General features: G+C 37.6%; 9 protein-coding genes. 2 read left to right on the top strand and 7 right to left on the bottom strand.

All coding sequences use genetic code 11. The features are described 5' to 3' along the window. Positions 1–8: 8 nt before the first annotated feature. On the top strand, positions 9–1,181 hold the full coding sequence (locus FZF09_RS08875) for a CapA family protein (RefSeq protein WP_158736243.1): 1,173 nt from the start codon (positions 9–11) through the stop codon (positions 1,179–1,181). Between the two features lie 97 nt (positions 1,182–1,278). Here the strand turns inward: FZF09_RS08875 and FZF09_RS08870 are convergent, their stop codons facing one another. From FZF09_RS08870 to FZF09_RS08840, 7 genes are all read right to left on the bottom strand, one after another. After that, positions 1,279–4,692 carry an AAA family ATPase gene (locus FZF09_RS08870; protein WP_158736242.1) on the bottom strand — a complete coding sequence of 1,138 codons (3,414 nt, stop codon included), beginning with the start codon at positions 4,690–4,692 and terminating at the stop codon, positions 1,279–1,281. A gap of 2 nt (positions 4,693–4,694) precedes the next feature. Then, on the bottom strand, positions 4,695–5,849 hold the full coding sequence (locus tag FZF09_RS08865) for an exonuclease SbcCD subunit D (RefSeq protein ID WP_158736241.1): 1,155 nt from the start codon (positions 5,847–5,849) through the stop codon (positions 4,695–4,697). 12 nt (positions 5,850–5,861) lie between these two features. Then, positions 5,862–9,539 (bottom strand): helicase-exonuclease AddAB subunit AddA, encoded by a 3,678-nt coding sequence (gene addA, locus FZF09_RS08860; RefSeq protein WP_158736240.1) that lies wholly within the window; start codon positions 9,537–9,539, stop codon positions 5,862–5,864. After that, a complete protein-coding gene (gene addB / locus FZF09_RS08855; protein ID WP_158736239.1) occupies positions 9,539–13,042 on the bottom strand; it encodes a helicase-exonuclease AddAB subunit AddB in 3,504 nt (1,167 codons plus the stop codon). The genes addA and addB overlap by 1 nt, the downstream gene beginning before the upstream one ends. Positions 13,043–13,382: 340 nt before the next feature. Beyond that, positions 13,383–13,691, bottom strand: a complete 309-nt coding sequence (locus FZF09_RS08850; RefSeq protein WP_158736238.1) for a hypothetical protein — start codon at positions 13,689–13,691, stop codon at positions 13,383–13,385. 344 nt (positions 13,692–14,035) lie between these two features. Next, positions 14,036–15,322 (bottom strand): 2-oxoglutarate dehydrogenase complex dihydrolipoyllysine-residue succinyltransferase, encoded by a 1,287-nt coding sequence (gene odhB / locus FZF09_RS08845; RefSeq protein ID WP_158736237.1) that lies wholly within the window; start codon positions 15,320–15,322, stop codon positions 14,036–14,038. Positions 15,323–15,337: 15 nt separating this feature from the next. After that, positions 15,338–18,178: a 2-oxoglutarate dehydrogenase E1 component gene (locus FZF09_RS08840; RefSeq protein ID WP_158736236.1), complete on the bottom strand. Its 2,841-nt coding sequence runs from the start codon at positions 18,176–18,178 to the stop codon at positions 15,338–15,340. A gap of 442 nt (positions 18,179–18,620) precedes the next feature. Between FZF09_RS08840 and FZF09_RS08835 the strand changes: the two genes are divergently transcribed. Beyond that, positions 18,621–19,415: an HAD family hydrolase gene (locus tag FZF09_RS08835; protein ID WP_370514441.1), complete on the top strand. Its 795-nt coding sequence runs from the start codon at positions 18,621–18,623 to the stop codon at positions 19,413–19,415. Positions 19,416–19,507: the final 92 nt, after the last annotated feature.

Here is a 19,507-nt window from a genome sequence, read left to right as displayed (position 1 = left end):
GTTTCCATATGATGAAACAAAAAGAGTTAACATTTAAAGAAAAGATATTAGCAATTACCAAAAAAGAAAAGAAAAAAGGATTTCATCAAGCTTGGATTGCATTATTACTATGTATTTTATTAATTTCTGTTATCCGTTGGTCTGAGCCTGAAGCTGTTGAAAAAAGCAGCAAACCAGAAGAAGATGATACGGTGTTTTCGGCGTCTATGGTTGGCGATATTATGCTTGGCCGCCATGTCGAAGAAATAACTAAACGACATGGATACACTTCACTGTTTGCTTATGCTGAAAGTATATTACGTTCTAGTGATTATACAACAGGCAATTTCGAACACCCAATTATAGATAACGAAGACGAGTTTGAACAAGCTAATAAAACGATTCACTTGTCTTCTAAACAAAGGTCATTAGGCGCTTTAGAACAATTAAATTTTTCTACAGTGAACTTGGCGAATAATCATATGATGGATTATAAATCAGAGGGATTTTCAGCTACGCTCGATGCTTTTCGACAAACTTCAATTGATCCAGCAGGAGTCGTTGAAAACGGAAATTCATCGGAAAGTTATACAGTTAATCAATACGAGGAGCTTGATGTGGCTACATTAGGTATAAACGATATTGTTTATGCTGATATGGAAAGTGGCAGCCCAAACACACCCGGCATATTAACATCAGATCCGGATGATTTTATCCCAGCTATAAAAAAAGCAAAAGAAGATGCAGATTTAGTATTGGTTCATCTGCACAGCGGACAAGAATACGACAGCTCCCCCACCACCCGCCAGAAAGAATTGGCTCATGCCATAGCGGATGCAGGAGCCGATATTATTATTGGGCATCACCCCCATGTTCTTCAATCAGTCGATGTTTATAACGATACACTCATCATGTATTCACTTGGTAATTTTATTTTTGATCAAGGCTGGACAAGAACACGGGACAGCGTTATTGCTGAATATGAATTAAAAAATGATGGGACTGCGATGTTAGAAATGCATCCTTTTCGTGTATTTGAAGCACAACCGCGCCCGGTGCAAGGGTTAACGACCAGTATTCACAAGAACAGAATATTTAGGCAGCTGACAAAAGACACAGAAGCAAAAGAGAATATAGTAGAGAATGGTAAACGATTAATTATCTCTGCCGATCATTCACATGTTTTAAACAACAAAGAGTAATTGAAGAAACAAGCACTAATCTCTATTCAGTGCTTGTTTCTTTCTATTATATTCACTTTACATAATAATATTATTTGAAACTATTTTGCAAAACCCCTTACATTCCTTGGATGTAAACTTTGCTTCCAGGGCCGCCTGGTTCAGCTGGCTTGACGAATAATTTTTTAGGCAGTCTTTCCTGCAGCTCTGGTACGTGACTTATAACACCAACTGATAAATTATCTGTCTGAAGCTTTTCCAAAGCGCTCATTACTGTCTCTAGCAGTTCATGGTCCAAGGTCCCAAATCCTTCATCTAAAAAGAAAAATTCCAATGGATACTGCCCTTTTAATTGAATGGAAGCCGATAAAGCTAATGCCAAAGCAAGACTTGTTAAAAACGTTTCTCCTCCTGATAATGTCGTAACAGGTCTTTTTATTCCACCATTGGCATCATCTCTCACAATAAAACCACCGCTAGAATCTACTTCAATGGCATAACGTCCATTAGTTAATGTATACAGACGTTCAGATGCGAGCCGGCTTACTTGAACAAGCTGCTCTTCTGCTAAAAATTCAACAAAGCCTTTCCCACGAAAAACAGTATCTAACTGTTGATATTGGTTTTCTTTCTCTTCTCTTTTTTTTCTTTCCTTTTCAAGCTCATTATAGTATGCGTGCTTTTGTTTTATTTCATCTAAACTTTTAGATGCAGCTCCTCTTTTTTCCCTTATATCATCTAATTTTTTATTAATAGCATGCCAAGTCTCTTTCCACACTTCCCATTCTTTGTCTGTAACATACCGATCAGATAATTTTTGCACCAATTCTTGTTTTATTCTTTTCCATTTTTCCTTTTCCTGTTCGAACGTCTTAATTTTCTTTTCGTATTCATCTTTTTCTTGTTCACTCAATATAGCGTCGCTCACAGCAGCAGGATGAAGCTGTAATGTGCTGCTATCCGCTTTCTCTTGCCAATCGATCCGCGCTTTTTTTAATCTTGATACAGATTCATCATAAGAATGCTCAGCAACCGCTTTTTCTTGCTCTGTTTGTTGTTTTTCTGTTTTTAATTTTTCTAATTCGCTGTTCAAGTGATTCTCTTTTTTCTGCCAGGCAGCTATTTGATCATGTACATCCTTTTTTAATGTGTTTAAATGCTGGCCCTGTAAGATTGTTTCTAGCTGCGCTGCTCTATCATTTACAAAAGCAGTCATTTGATCAACTTGTGTTTTTGCCTCCGTTTGTTTTACTTCTATCGCATGGAGTTTCTTTAATAAATCATCATAACGACCTTGTAAGTCTTCAATTTGTTTCGTGCCATCCTCTATCCTTTTTTGTAAATGCTCGCCTTCTTCTTCATTCTGCTGGAGGGTTTCATATCTGTCCTCTAATGCATCAAACGAATAAGAGGGGAATTTCTCTTCCCACTTCTGCCTCGCTCTATCTCGTTCTACCTCTGCAGTCATTCTTTTTTCTACTAATTCTTTGTGTACGTAATATTTGCTATCACATTCATACTCGTGCTGTTTCCTATTTTCTATCGCTTGATAATAATGTTTTAATTCTTTTTCGATGCTTTTTTGCAGTCGAGAAAGGGTTTCCTCTTCTTTATCCCATTGTACGAGCTTTCGTTGTATTTTCTCCTCCCATTTGTCAGCTTTTTTTAATGAAAATAAATCATCCGTATCCTCTTCTTTAGCAAGAGATGCTCCTATTTCTTCTCCCATTTGGTCCACAATAGAAGACGATGTTTGCTGCAATGTCCATTCTCTCTGATTCATTACTAATTGATAGCTTTGAAGTTTGCTGATCCATTCTTCTAATTTTTCTCGTTCAACGACATGTTCATCTGTGAATTTCAAAGATTTTTCTTCTGGAACGGCAGGAGCAGGATGTTCAGAAGAACCACACACCGGGCATGGGCTGCCTTCTTTCAAATGAGTAGATAAATGATACGACATTTCCCTAGCTTTCATATGATTTTCTTTGTCTGCCTCTTCCTTCAACCATCTTTGCAGATGATGTAAAAATTGGTCTATCCACCCTTTTTCTGCAGCGGTTTTATCATACCAATACAACACTTGAGAAAATCGTGCAGTTAATGTTTCTTTCCCTTTGTTAACCTGTTGTTCTGCTTCTTTTTTGTCTTCGAAAGCTTTGTTTGTTTGTTGTTTCCTGTCGCTTTCTTCTCTTTTTATATTTTCCAAGTGTTGATTGATATGCAATATGTGTTGTTTTTCTTGTATTGCTCTAAATAATGTATTTTTTTCTTCCCGGGTTCCTAGCAATTTGTTTTGTCGATCTTTAAGTGTTTTTACTGCGTCTGAATATTTCATTACGTGTGCGTTTATATTTTCCGCTTCTTTACGATATGCATCCAACTCATTTGTCAATGTCTTATACACATCTTCTATGTTTTGTTTTTCCTGATTATACTGAGACACTTCTTTTTCTAATTCCTCTGCTTTATCAATAGATTGACGGATAGAGGCAATTTCTTCGTCTTTTGACTGTTTCTCTTGTTGAAATTCTTCCCACTGACAAAGCAGATGTTTTTCGTTGACTAATATATCAACAAGCTTATTTGCTGTATCATCAGCTTTCTTTTTCCACTCTCTCTGTTCTTTATCGGCATAGAGGAAAGCATTGGCATATGGAAGAAGCGACTCTGCTTCTATTGCTTGCTGTATATAATTTTTGTAGATTTCTATTTGTGGTGCTTGCTTTTCTAATTCTAAAAGCTCTTGATCGGCTTCTTCTTTTTCTTTTTGCCAAGCCCTTAATTGTTTTATTTGGTCCCACTTTTCTTCTGTTTGCTCTTTTCTCATTACGGCCTGTTGAAGTTCGTTTTCCCAATATTTAAGGTTATCTTCTGCCGTATGTAATGCTTCTTTCGATGCATCCCCAAGTCCAAGTTGTTCTGCTTCTATTTTTTCTTTTTCATGCGTCACCTCCTGAAGTTTCTTTTTAATTTTTTTAATTAGCTCGTCTCCGTACTTCTCTAAATGAAATAATCGCTGCAGCATTTTTCTTCTTTCGTTTCCGCGAAGTTTTAGAAATTCCGAGAACTTACCTTGGGGAAGTACTACCGCTCTTGTAAAATCATCTATGGACAACCCAAGCAAATGTTCAATTTGATTATTCACATCATTCGTTTTATCAGCTAATACAGAAGGTTCTTTTGTCATATCAAGCAAACGGCAGAGGGACGTTTTTACATTAAATTCACTCGTACGTATAAAGCTGCGTTCTACCTTGTAAGTTGAAGCATGTCCTTTATGACCAAGTTCGAAGGTAAAAGACACGGATAATGATTTTTCTGCTTGATTAATAATACCTTGCGTATTGTTCAAGGCTCGCTCTACTTTGCCATATAACGCTAATGTCATTGCATCTAATAAAGAAGATTTTCCGCTTCCTGTGGGACCGAATATTCCAAAGACCCCCCCTTCGCATAGGGAAGAGAAGTTCACCGTTTGCTTTTCTCTAAAACTGTGCAAACCTTTAATTGTGATTTCTATAGGACGCACCTTTATTCTCCTCCTTCTGCGAGCTCCAAAAATAATCGGACTAGTTTTTCATCGGCCTGAGCCCCGCCTGTTTGCCTCTCATAAAACTTCTTAAACAATTCATCAATCGGAAATTCTTTTCTTTTTTCTGAGGTTATATTGTTTTGCATGTCTGGAAAAACCGGATGAATATGTATGATTCCTTCATGTGATTTTCTTATATGATGTATTTCTTCCATAGAAGGTGTTTCTGTAATATGCAAGTCCAGTTCAATCCAAGCATTATCATCTCTTTTTTCATTTAACCACTGGTAGACTTCTTCGAGTCCATAACGAGCATCCCACTTCACTAATGGCTTTCCGCAAGATAGTGGAATCTCTTTGACATGAGGGGTCTTTTGAGCTTTAATATCAATAATAGTTACTGATTTGGAATAGCCTGATTCGGAAAAACTAAAAGCAATGGGTGATCCGCTATACCTTATTAAGCCATCGGATCCGTGAATATTTTGCGGACGGTGAAGATGTCCAAGAGCTGTATATTGCACATTTTTAGGCAATGATGAAGGCGAAACCGTATATGCTCCTCCGACTTCAATCGGTCTTTCTGAATCACTCGATGCGCCTCCAGCTGCAAACAAATGACTCATCGCCATACAAACGTTTTCTTTCTTAAATGATTGGGTTAACTGCTGAAAAAGGTGTTTCATTTTTTTGTTATAGGCGCTTTGTAAAGACTGCTCTTCCATTGAACTGCTAAATACAGCTTGCATACGTGATTCAGAAGGATAAGGAAGAGCTCCTAGTTGAAGCACTTCCTCTTTTACTGGTATTTTTACAGGTTCTGTGCCTGGGTAACCTAAAATATATATCCCTTGACTTTTTGCGATCTTTCTGGCTGCTTGGAGTCTGTCTGGATGATCATGATTTCCAGCAATAATAATAATTGGCATGTTATACTTTTCACTGAAGTTTGCCATGCTTTCATAAAATAATTCTTCAGCTGAGGCAGGCGGGTTCACAGAGTCAAACACATCACCAGCCATTAATAACACATCTATTTTTTCATCTCTGATAATCGCTTCAAGTTCCTCAAAAAAAGCAATTTGTTCCGGCATCCTGCTTCTGCCTTCAAGCGTTTTCCCTAAATGCCAATCTGCTGTATGCAGAACTCTCATAAAAACCTCTCCCTAATTCATCATATCAATCACATAATGACCGTCAAAAGCGTAAAGATACGCTTCTTGTATTTCTTCTTGCCAAATGTTGGATAAAGCTTCTAGATAAAGATCCATTTGCGATTGATACCTGTCTTTCATCATTGTTACAGCTGTGTTGATATTATCTGGGAACCTGCTTTTAAACGCATCTGTTTTGTAATCAATCAAAACAAGCTGCCCTCTTTCATCGCGAAACACACAGTCCACTGCCCCTTGGATTAAAATCAAATCTTTATCACTGCTTTTTTTCAATCCGTAACTAAAAGGGATTTCTCTAAAAACTTGGGAAGCTTTTTTCATTCTTTCTCCAAGAGAAGAGGAAAAAAACGAAACAATTTCACTAGCCTCCACCATATTGGCTTGCTCTTCACTTAATAGTTCTTTATATACTAATTCTGTAATATAATGCTGACAGTTTTCTTTTGAAATCGTTGTTTCAAGTGGAATATGCTCCATTACCGTGTGGACTGCTGTTCCTCTTTCAGCCGGCCTAGTGTTTTTTTGCTGCATAAATAAAGGACGTTCTGCGTGTTGAGATTGAAAGGCTGGCTGAAAAGCCGGCTCGCTGTATTCATCTTGAAGAGTCCTTTTGTATTCACTAACCGTCTGTTTCGATCGATGGCTGACGGAAGCTTGATAAGGATAGGACCAGCTTAACTTTTTTTCTATATCATCCATATATTCACTCTGAGCGTTTACCGGCTGCTGTTGTTTTAAAGCTTGTTCGACTTCTTGTTCCACGGTTACAATGTCTTCATCTGCTTCTTGTAAGTCTTGATGTTCAACAAACGTTATCTTCCAGTTGGAAGGATAATAGTAAACCTCCGTAAATCCGCAGCTTTCTTCCACTTGCTGCCAGGCCTTCGCAGAATGATGACGAAACAGCGCAGGACCTATCCAATCAGCATATGATTTGGCTTTTAACCTATCTACCTCTGGCAGAATCCATTCCCCGTGCTGCCTATACTCTAACCAATCGTTCAATGTTTTTTCTGCTTTTTTTAATGTACCAACTAAGATTAGCTTTTCTTTCGCCCGGGTCATAGCTACATAAAGAACTCTCATCTCTTCTGCTATATTTTCTCGATGAATCCGCTTTTTGACGGCCAGCTGCGGGATGGATTCTTTGATCACTCTTTGATTGGGATCTATAGACTTGGCTCCAATACCTAATTCCTTATGAAGAAGTACGTTACGGTGAACATCCTGAAAATTAAACTGCTTATTCAACCCAGCAATAAAAACAACTGGAAATTCGAGTCCCTTGCTTTTATGAATCGTCATTAACCGAATGACATCTTCTTGTTCTCCTAACGCTCTGGCTGTTCCTAAATCATCCCCGCGTTCTTGTATACGCTCAATAAACCGTAAAAATCGAAACAATCCCCGGAAAGACGTTTTCTCATATGATCTTGCTCGGTCATATAAAGCTAATAAATTTGCTTGTCTTTGCTTTCCTCCAGGCAAACCTCCTGCAAAATCATAATATCCCGTCTCCTGTAATAGATCCCAAATAAATTCAGATAATGATTCACTGCGAGCACGCTCTCGCCACACACGAAGTTTTTCATAAAACAATAGTGCTTTCTCTTTCCATACCGATGCTGGTCCTGCAATGACGGATTCTTTTAGTGCATCAAAAAATGTATTTTTTTTATTCATTAGCCGAATCTGTGCCAGCTCTTCCTCATTCATTCCGACGATAGGAGAGCGCAGAACAGAAGCTAGAGGAATGTCTTGTCTTGGATTATCAATTACTTGCAGCAAAGACAGCATAATATTTATTTCTACTGCTTGAAAATAACCACCGCTCAGTTCTGCATAAACAGGCAGACCCTCTTTTTTAAATTCCTCCATAATTGTAGAAGCCCACGGCATCGAACGCATTAATATAACAACATCGCGATAGGTAATATTGCGTAATTGTTTTGTTTCTTTATCCAGTATTTGATATTGTTCATTTATTAATTGCTTTATTTTCCCTGCCATCCATCTCGCTTCTAACTGCGCTGTTTCAGTGTCTTCTTCTGCTTCATCGGCGTTTTCTTTTGACTGTTCTAATGGATCTCCCTTATTAATAAGCACCAGCTCTGGATCTCTATTTTCCATGTGCTGATACTCTTTATTTCCAGCTTTTAATTCAGCAGCTTCATCATATTTTACATCTCCAGCTTTTTCGTCCATAAGCTGTTTAAAAATGAAGTTAGCAGCACTTAAAACTTCTGTACGACTTCTAAAGTTTTGATCAAGGTCTACTTTCCAACCTGGAATGCCATTGGTTTGATTATATTTTTGGTATTTTTCTAGGAAAAGTCCTGGTTCTGCCAAACGAAAACGGTACACACTTTGTTTGACATCACCTACCAAAAATAAATTATCGCCATTTGAAATCGTTTGAAGAATCGCTTCCTGGGTATGGTTGGTATCCTGATATTCGTCCACTAATATTTCTTCAAAACGATACCGGCATTCATGAACAGCCTCTGAATCTTCTTCGTTTAATACAGCTAAACATAAATGCTCAAGATCAGAAAAATCGACAAGGCCTTTATCTTCTTTAGCTGCCTGATAGCTTTCAGCAAATAAACGAACAGTATTTACAAGCGATTGTACAGGGACAGCCATCTCCTTAATATCCTGAAGTAAAACGTGAGGATGCTCGTCAAATGCCTCTGTTTTTATACTATTAATCTCTTTTTTTACTTTATCTCGAATATCTTTTACTTGAGCTTTTAAGGTTTCTTCTACACCTTCATTCTTTTTAATCGTTTTTAAACGCTTGAATGCAATGTACTGAAATGAATTATACAGCTTCTCCCAAGTACTAGCACCATGCAATGTTTCAAGCATTTTTTCATCTTCTGCAATTGTTTCTAAGTAAGGAGCAGGGCCGCCATCTAATTCACATAATGATTTGGCTTTTTGCAAAGCTTCAATAGAGGCAGATAGACGTGCCTTCACCTCTCTCCAAATTTCTTTTACCCATTCTAACTCTTCCATGTTTTGATCTTCTGCCAAGTTATAATAAGAAGCCATTTTACTGAGCCAGTGATCTGGGTCGGGATGTGCTCTTGAAAAACGGTATACATTTCGAACGACGTTTCGAAAGCCCTCATCTGACTTATCACCGCTGAACCTATCACAAGCATCGATAAATGAAGTATTGTTTTCTTTGCTGTACTGTTCTTCAAACACTTCATCTAGAATTTCTTCTCTCATTAGTTCCCCTTCAATTTCATCTAAAATACGAAATTTAGGATCTATGTTTACTTTGTAATAATATTTTCGTATTAAGCTCATACAAAATGAATGGAGAGTAGAGATTTGCGCCCTGTTTAATAACGCTAGCTGCCTGCGTAAATGCAATGAACCAGGGCTTTTATTTATTTCTCGCTCCAATGCTTCAGCGATGCGGTTTTTCATTTCTGCTGCAGCTGCATTTGTAAATGTTACAATCAGGAGCCGATCGACATCTGCTGGATGATCTTTATCAGTAATCTTATTAATGATTCGTTCTACAAGCACTGCTGTTTTCCCGCTGCCAGCAGCTGCTGATACAAGTTGGCTGCTCCCTGATCCAGAGATAGCTTCCCATTGACTATCAGTCCATGATGCTCCATCTGGTTTTGGCTTCCACTTCATTTTCATTATTCATGCCCCTTCTTCTGCTCGTTATCAAACAAATAAGAATGTATTTCTTTTTTATTTTTAGACAACACGCGGTAGTCATTTGCTTCAAAAGAAGTGTCAAATTGACAAACAGCTTTAAAAGAACAAAATGAACAAGCGGTATTTTGCTGGTTTTTAAAAGGTATTATTTCCGTGTTCCCTTGCATAATGGAGTAGCCAATATCTTGAAGTTTCTTACGAATAAACTGCCTGAGTGATTCGTAGTTATGGGAGGGCAGAACCGAAGAGTTATTGTAAAATGAGCCATCCTTTTTAATAGCTGCAGGAACGATTTGAGAATGTCCTGTCGTAAGGGTTTGGTCCATTAACCGTACTGATTCCTCTTCTGCCATGAGAAGCCCTTTCATTTTAAACCGCTTGAGAAATTCATTTTCTAATTCTTCTTCACTCAAGCCCTGTTTTGCTTGAATAAACGGGTTATGGACATGGAAATACAGTACTCCTGCTGGTTGTGCCTTATCCCCAATCCAATCTTCAGAAAATGATAATACAACATCAAGATAAACCAGCATTTGAAGGGCTAATCCGAAGTAGACGTCTGCTAGCTTAATGTCTTTCTCGCTCGATTTGTAATCAATTATCCTCACAAAAATACCTTCTGACCCAGCAGCCGTATCTACCCTGTCAATCCTTCCAGCCACTTCCATTTCCGATCCATCGGGCAAGGTGAAACGTAAAGGAGGAAGTTCTTGTTCCTGACCAAAGCCAAGTTCTAATCCATATGGCGAAAATCCAGATGCTTTTGCTTGTTTACTTAGCATTTCCGATGCCCGTCCAACTGTATCTTCAAGCTTCTTTTGTAAATATTTGTATCTATTCGTACTTAACAAAATTTCCCGCTGTATTTTAGGAACTAAAGCTGCCACACATTCTTTAGCTATCTGGCGGCATTCTTTTGGAGAAAGTTCTCCCCAGTCTTTTCCTTCTTTTCTTATAACCTCGGTCATATCTTTTAAGGCAGCATGAAACAGCTGGCCAATATCGGGTGCTTCTAGTTTATAAACATCCCGTTCTTTTAAACCGAGACCATAGGATGCAAATTGAGAAAATGCACAGGACTCGAATTTTTCCATCCTTGAAACGCTTGCTTTTAATTTTTCCCCATACAAATATTTACTCGTATCACTAGTTAAATGAACAGGTTGATTCGTATAATATAAACTATTTAACACAGATGGAGCCCTTCCAAACGGATCATTTTTTATATGCCAATTATATACGTCCCACCAAACAGAGGAAATCGGGTATCCTTTTTTCCATAATTGAAGCTGATATGTTAAAAATGACAATGTTTTCCGGTGAGGGCCTACAAAATCAATTTGCTGACTTTGTGTAAACTCGTTAGGTTCGTTGAATAGTAGATTTTCCTCTATATCAGGAAAGATATCTTTCAATTGGTTTATAATTACAGAAGGCTGTAAAGTTTTTCCTTCTTCATCTGCCAATGGGTAGCTAATATACAAATTCTCTTCTGATAAGCTTAAAGCACGGTAAATAAGGAACTGCTCATTGAGAAGCTGCTGGCCGGAATCATCTGCAAGCTCCATCCCTTGTTTTTCAAACCATTTTCTTTCTTCATCACTGAGTATGCCTTCTTCTTCAAATGTGGCAGGAATTATTCCCTCATTCACCCCTAGTAAAAAAACGACTTTAATATTTGTCAGCCTCGAACGTTCCATGTCTGCTGCAGTAACTTGATCAATAGCAGGCGGCACAATACTAAAACTCATTGACTCCAGTCCAGCTTCTATTATTTTTTGAAAATCAGAAAAAGACACTTCTTCGTCCCCGGCCATTTCGACGATTTGCTCTAATAATTCAATAACTGCTCCCCATACCTGTTCATGCTCTCTAGCTTTAGCCAGATCACCTGCATCCTTAGCTTTGTCTCTTAACTTTTCAATTTTATGAGGTACATTCAGCTCTTCTAGAAATTCAAATAATCTTACACTGAATTCTCTTAAGGTATTTCTTTTTTTTATACGTTGTTCAAACTGCAATAGAGCGGATGAAAACTTTTCACGGAGGAAATTTATTGTACGCTCATAATCAACGTCTTTTTTCCTACGCTGCTCCTCCGTTCCTGCTGATGTTCTCTTGCTTACATATCCCCAAAGCCCTTTTTGTTTCCAATGTTTTTCTTTAATACCATAAGCAAGTACATAATTCTCTAACATATCCACTTTTTCTCTTTCTTGCTCCCAGTCTTCTTCGATAGAAAAAAACATATCTGTTTTCAACGATCTAAATAACGGTTCATATCTCCAATTTCCAGAAATCGTTTCTAAAGAAGAACGTATACATTCAATAACAGGGTGGTTCAACATAGGACGTCTTTGATCGTTAAACAAAGGTATATTGTAATCATGGAAGGAAGCACTAAGCATTTCTCCGTAATCTTCCATATTTCTAGTAATTACTGCAATGTCTTTATAACGATATCCCTTTTCTTGTACAAGCTTTATAATTTCTCTTGCACAAGCCTCAATCTCTGCTCTTCTGTTTACTGCTGCTCTGATCATAATACTGTTATCTGATTCGCCTGGTATCGTTGGGCGTTTCTCAAAATACTTTTCTAGGTGCCGCAAGTTTAACGTTTTATATTTTTTTTGCTCTTTAAATACTACTGTTTCCTCTATATTACAATCCGTTTGATTACATAGTTCTCTTAATTTTTGATAAGTCGTTCCAGTTTGTTGAAATAAATCCAACATATGCGGAGGTTCCCCGTCATAAGGTTTATCTAAAGTCAGTGCAAAGGTTATATGTGCAGATTTGTTCATGAGGGCTTGTAAAACGTTAAGCTCTTGCGGTGTAAACGAATGAAAACCATCTACATATATTTCTGCCTCCTCTAACAATGAGGAGTTTTCTGCTTTTTTAGCTAAGAGGCGCAAATAATCTTCCGTTCCTGCATAACGATTTCCTAAAACCAGTTCTACACCTTTCCATATATTAACAATATCATGGAGTTTATCTGTTAATACCTGATTTTGCGCTGATTTGTCGGTTTCTGCTTCTAAATCTAAATATTTTTTCTCAAGCACATCTACCGAAACAACCTGGCGTTTAAATTCTGTTATTAACTGTTCCAAATGTTCAATAAATCCGCTTTTATCAGATGCTTTTCTATATAAACGGAGACCATCTTTTTGTTCTTCAATCACTTTTCGCAGCACCATTTGTATGCCGGTTTGCTGAATATAGGTTTTGGTTATCCCGCCTGTTTCTTTTAGAATCCGCCATGCCATTCGTGAAAAACTTAAAACTTGGCCTCTTGTCATCCCTGTGTTTGTTCTTTGTAAAAGATCGTATTCTGCTTGGAATGTCATCTGATCAGGCACCAAATAAATGATTGGCGGGCCGTCTTTAGGCTGTTTGTTGAGTTTGTCTTTCATTTCTGCTCGAATAGCATGTGTTTTACCCGTTCCTGTTCTTCCTATGTAAAAGACTGCCCCCATATTGAACGCCTCCGTTTTAAAACAATTCTTTTATAGTCACATTTAAATGAATCATATGTTCGCTTTCTTATTATATTTTATATAAATATTTACAAAAGGAAAAGGCATATTTGCAAAATGGAAAACAAAAGAAAAGGTTGGGCAACCAAAAAAAACGTGGAGTGCAACTGTGTTGCGCGGACTTGTACAAGCAGTTTGGTTACTATTTACACATACAAAAAGAGATTGTTATTCCATCGTAATGGTTAACAATCTCCGGATGGGAGGACTCATATATTGAACCTCCTTACACTATTTGTATCTTTATATTGTCCTCTAAATTCCCTGCTTTTCTGAAAACTTAAACAGCAGTATTTTTTCGGAAATGTTTTATACCGCTGCAGCTAAGATGCTGAAATGGTCCAAATCCGCTAATACGAAGTCTCAGTTGATTCTTGATGCGAAGATGATTATGAATATACACTTCTACCCCTTCGTGCGGTACAATGTTAAAAGTGTTATCGCTTTCCGGCTTATCAAATGTAAGCATAACATCTACTGGCCCGCGCTGTTTTTTCTGGTTAAACGGATAAAATGGATGCAGTGTTACAATACCGCCGTTTTTTTTAATCCAGCTGACCGTTTTTTTGTCCATGTTAATGCGAGTCATAAAAAAACCTCCTTAAGAAAATGTTCACTATAGTTTTTCACAAGGCGATTATAACACGAAGATATAGGTATATATCAATAGATATAAAGAGAAAATTTAATTTAAATTGTTTTAACATTGGTTAATGATATTATATGATTAATAATCGTAAAATGAGAGAGATTTTGTCGAATTTTAGGCTGAAAAGCCCTCCAAATTAATATCCTTTAAAGCTAATATGAAAGGGCTGACTCAACATTTGACGACGTCGATGATTCATCCACGCTAAAATTTTTATACTTTTTATCAGTGTAAAAAAGCTTTTCCCTGCCTCAATTTGCAAGGAAAAGCTTTTAAAATAATAATTATCCTTCTAAAAGAAGAGTTTCTGGATCTTCTAAGAGCTCTTTTATTTTAACCAAAAAGCTTACAGCTTCTTTACCATCCACAATTCGATGGTCATAAGACAACGCGATGTACATCATTGGTCGGTTTTCCATTTTCTCTTCATCAATAGCAACGGGGCGCCATTGGATTTTGTGCATTCCCAAAATACCTACCTGCGGCCCATTCAGAATTGGTGTAGATAACAAGGAACCAAAAACACCGCCGTTTGTTATCGTGAACGATCCGCCTTGTAAGTCTTTTAGAGTTAATTTATTGTCTCTTGCTTTTTTCGATAAATCCACTACCGATTGTTCTAATTCAGCAAATGATTTTTTGTCCGCCTCTCTTACAACCGGAACGACAAGACCGTCATCGGTAGAAACAGCCATACCAATGTCATAAAACTGCTTTTTGATGATCTCGTTTCCCTGAATTTCTGCATTTAATAATGGGTAATGTTTCAACGCAGCAATAACAGCTTTTGTAAAGAATGACATAAAACCTAAACGAACGTCGTGTGCTTCTTGAAAAGCTTCTTTTCTTCTTTTTCTTACATTCATAACGGCTGTCATGTCTATTTCATTAAAGGTTGTCAACATTGCTGAAGTCTGCTGTACGTCTACTAGTCTGTTAGCAATCGTTTGACGGCGGCGAGACATTTTCACACGTTCTACTGGTTTGCCTTCAAATTCATCTTTTTGGGCAGGAGCACTTTCTTTTTTAGATGTAGCACCGCTGTCAGCTTTTGCTGAGGCAGCCGCTTTATTTTTCTCGTAGTCTTCTACATCTTCTTTTCTTACTCTTCCTAGAGGGTCTCTCGTTGGAATTTGGTTTAGATCTAATCCCTTTTCTCTGGCAAGCTTTCTAGCAGATGGTGAAGCTACCGGACGGTCTGTTGATGAATCTTCTTCATTATTTTCATCATTATTATTTTGGGGTTTTGCAGAGTCTTCTGCTGAGGCCTCAGAAGGTTCTTTGACTTCTTCTTTTTTGTCTTCTCCCCCGCTTTTTTCATTTCCGCTTGCCTCGCCATTTTCGTCAACCACTGCAATAACATCGCCAACTTCCACCGTATCTCCTGGCTCTTTGAGAAGCTCTTGAAGAACTCCAGATTTTTCGGAAGTAATTTCTACATTTACTTTATCTGTTTCTAATTCTGCAATATTTTCTCCTTTTTCTACTTGATCACCTGGTTGTTTCAACCATTCTGCTATTGTTCCTTCTGTAATAGATTCTGCTAGCTCCGGTACTTTAATTTCAGCCATGATGATGAGTCCTCCTTATAATTTTCCTGTTAGTGCTTCGTTGATAATCCGTGTCTGTTCTTTTTTGTGTACTTTAGGGTCCCCTTCAGAAGGGCTTGACCGGCGTCTTCTGCCAATATAACTTGTGGATACGTTATTTGGAGCGATATCTCGCAGAAGCGGTTGGATATAATTCCAAGGCCCCATATTCTCTGGCTCCTCTTGTACCCATTTAAATTCTTTAACATTTTTATACTCTCGTACAATATCTTGAATTTCTTCTCCAGGAAATGGATATAATTCTTCAATCCGTATAATATGAACGTTTTCTGTACTTTCTTCTTCAATAGCTTCATGCAAGTCAACTGCCATTTTTCCAGAAGCAAATACAATTCGAGTTACTTTATCCTTTTGTTTTCCTGTTTTAGGGTCTTCCAACACGGCTTGGAAACGCCCATTTGCAAACTCTTCTGGCGAAGAAGCTACATTTTGATTTCTTAAAAGACTTTTTGGTGTCATTAACACGAGCGGTCTCATTTCTTCTGTGCCTAGAGTAGCTGCTTGTCTGCGAAGCAGATGAAAATACTGAGCTGAGCTTGTTAAGTTCGCGACATTCCAATTGTTCTCAGCAGCCAAAGTCAAAAAGCGTTCCAGCCTTGCACTTGAATGTTCCGGTCCTTGACCTTCATATCCATGCGGCAGCAGCAGCACCATGCCTGATTTTTGACCCCATTTTGCACGGCCAGCCGAAATAAACTGATCAAAAATGACCTGAGCTGCATTTGCAAAATCACCAAATTGCGCTTCCCATAAAACGAGCGTTTCAGGTGCATGAACATTGTATCCATATTCAAAACCAACAATAGATCCTTCTGAAAGCGGGCTGTTGTGAACAGCAAAAGATGCTTTGGCTTTTGATAATGTATGAAGAGGAGAGTAAATATCACCGTTTTTATGGTCATGCAAGACAATATGGCGGTGGGCGAAGGTCCCTCTTTGAGAATCCTGACCCGTTAATCGTACCGGGGTTCCGTCCGATATAATCGTGGCATAAGCTAACGTTTCAGCATGTGCCCAATCAATCTTGCCATTATCCTCCAAGGCCTCTTCTCTGCGCTCTAAAATCTTTTTTAATTTCGGAAAAACACTAAATCCTTCAGGCCAAGTAATTAACTCTTTGTTAATTTGTCTTAATTCGTCTAAATTATATCCTGTCTCAACAACAGGAAGTCTTTGTTCTACTTCTTCAGGTATAACTACTTTTTCTGGTTCATCCGATTTATTATCAGCCACTTTTTCATACTGGGATGACAAAAACTTTATTGTTTCTTCTTTTAATGTTTCTGTTTCTTTTTCAGAAAAGACATTGTCAGAAATTAATGATTTGGCATAGATTTCACGAACAGTCGGATGCTTTCGTATAACGTTATACAAATAAGGCTGTGTAGCTGCCGGCTCGTCCATTTCATTATGTCCAAATCTTCTATATCCAATTAAATCAATAACAAAATCTTTATTGAATCTGTGTCGGTATTGATAAGCCAAATGGATAGCAGCCATACAAGATTCAGGATCATCAGCGTTAACATGAACAATTGGGATTTCATAGCCTTTAGCAGGATCACTTGCATAAGTTGTTGACCTTGAGTCATGCGTGTCCGTAGTAAAACCTAATTGGTTATTAGCAATAATGTGCAGAGTACCACCTGTTTGATACCCTTTTAACCTGCTCATATTCAACGTTTCAGTAACAATACCTTCCCCAGGAAAAGCCGCATCCCCATGTATGAGAAGAGCAACTGATTTATTCGTGTCCTGCTGTGGAAAACCAGGCTGTGAGCGGTCATCTTGTGCAGCTCTCGCGTAACCTTCTACAACAGGGTTTACAAATTCCAGGTGACTTGGATTATTTGCCAGCGTAATACGGGAATCAAAAGATTCTTGTTCAATCTTCTTGTGAGCACCTAAATGGTATTTTACATCCCCTGTCCATCCATAATTTATTCCTATTGAACCTTCAGAAGGTACTAAATCCTTATTTGGGGCATGTTGAAATTCGGAGAAAATAAGATCATACGGCTTTCCAAGCACGTGTGCCAATACACTTAACCGCCCGCGGTGGGCCATTCCGATCATTACGTTTCTAGCTCCGTCTTGGATCGAATCTTGTGCAAACTCATCTAGCATTGGCACTAAGGAGTCGACGCCTTCAATAGAAAAACGCTTTTGTCCAACAAATGTTTTATGAAGAAATTGTTCAAAACTTTCTACTTCCGTTAAACTCTTTAGAATTCTTTTCCTTTTATCTTCAGATAAAGATTTGTAAATATCTCCAGATTCCACTTGGCGATTTAACCATTGATGTTCCTCAACATCGTGTACATGATCAAATTCAAAAGCAATAGACTTCGTGTACATTTCTTTTAGATGATTGATAGCTTCTAGACCATTTGAAATATTTTCCGGAGCATCTGGGCAGATAACATGGACCGGCAGGTGTTTTAAGTCCTCTTCTGTCAATCCATACTCATTAATTTTCAAAAAAGAGGTTTCTTCACCTGGCTCTTGAAGAGGGTTAACATCTGCAGATAAATGTCCATGGATACGGATATTTTCAGCAAGCTTTACAGCAGCTGCAATTTTAACAACAGTATCTGCTCTAGGCTGTACTTCTTCTGCAGTTCCTACAGATTCACCATTTGTGTGCACTGTCTGTTCTTCCTGCGGAGCACCATATTGGTCAAACCATTTTTTTGTTTCAGGTTCTAAGGCTGATGGATCATCTTTATATTGTTCATAAAGGTCCATTAAATAACCAAGGTTGGGACCATAAAATTCCTGCCACGGCTCATCATGCTTGGCTGAATTATTACTCATCGGGTTCTACCTCCAACTGCTAAGTGATATTTGGTAAGGTTGAAAAAATTATGTAAAGCATTTCTTTAAAGAAAATGATCTATAATCTTTATAAGCAATCTTTTCCAACCACTCCCCTCAGGATGTATACCTGCTTTTAACATTTTTATATTACTTCTTTTACATGATTTATTCTGTACTTTTATTCTAACACGTTGTAAGCGCGTTCTCAAAAGCAAGGGGTGAAAATTTGACACTTTATGACAAGCAATATAAATATGTAGAAACAGATATAAAAATAACATAAAAAATATTTTCTATTTAAAAAAAATGTCAAAAATGTGAACCTTCATTGTTATTGTACAACAAAAAATAGAGAATAAAAGTGCTGAAGACAAATTTCTTTAATGCTTTCTCATCTTTTAAGGGTTATAATATCGTTGTGTCGAAGAAAGGAGAACAGATGATGTTAAAAGCTTTAATTTTTGATCTAGATGATACGTTGCTATGGGATAAAAAAAGTGTAAAAGAAGCATTAAGGATCGTTTGTTTAGAAGCCGAAGAAGAGACTGGTGTTGATCATAGAGATCTAGAGCAAACGTTACGTAAGGAAGCAGCTGCATTATACGCAGAATATGAAACGTATCCTTTTACAAAAAAAATTGGAATTAACCCTTTTGAAGGATTATGGGGAGAGTTTTCTGACAAAACGAACGCAGGCTTTCGAAAGATGAATAAATTAATGCCTGAATATCAACGAAAAGCATGGACCAATGCCTTGCTTAAACATGGAATTGAAAATCAAGAACTTGGCCGAACGTTAGCAGAAAAATATCGCTACCATCGTAAAAAACTGCCTTTTCTTTATGAAGACACTTTAGAAGTTTTAGCGAAACTAAAAACAGACTATCGTTTATTCTTATTAACAAATGGGTCTCCAACTTTACAAGATGAAAAACTTACTATGACCCCGCAGCTTATTCCTTTTTTTGAATACATATTAGTTTCAGGCGCGTTTGGCATTGGCAAGCCCGATCCGTCTATATTTGAACATACGTTAAAATTACTGTCGCTTGAAGCCAGCGAAGCTATTATGATTGGAGACAATTTAAACACAGACATACTCGGTTCTAATCGTGCAAACATAAAAAACATTTGGATCAATCGTGAAGGATCAACACCTGACCCCTCTATTTCTTTTGGCTGGGAAGTAAAAAGCTTATCTGAAATCCCATCATTATTAACTTCTATTGAATAAAAATAATGAAATATGGAATTTCCTAAAAGGGGCTGGGACATAACTAGCCCGAAATAGTAAAAAAGATTCCGATTATCGTTTTTTGATAATCG

Origin of the sequence: Alteribacillus sp. YIM 98480, assembly GCF_009765375.1 — a bacterium.
Taxonomy (GTDB): Bacteria; Bacillota; Bacilli; order Bacillales; family Marinococcaceae; genus Alteribacillus.
This window is presented reverse-complemented; position numbering and strand designations above follow the sequence as displayed.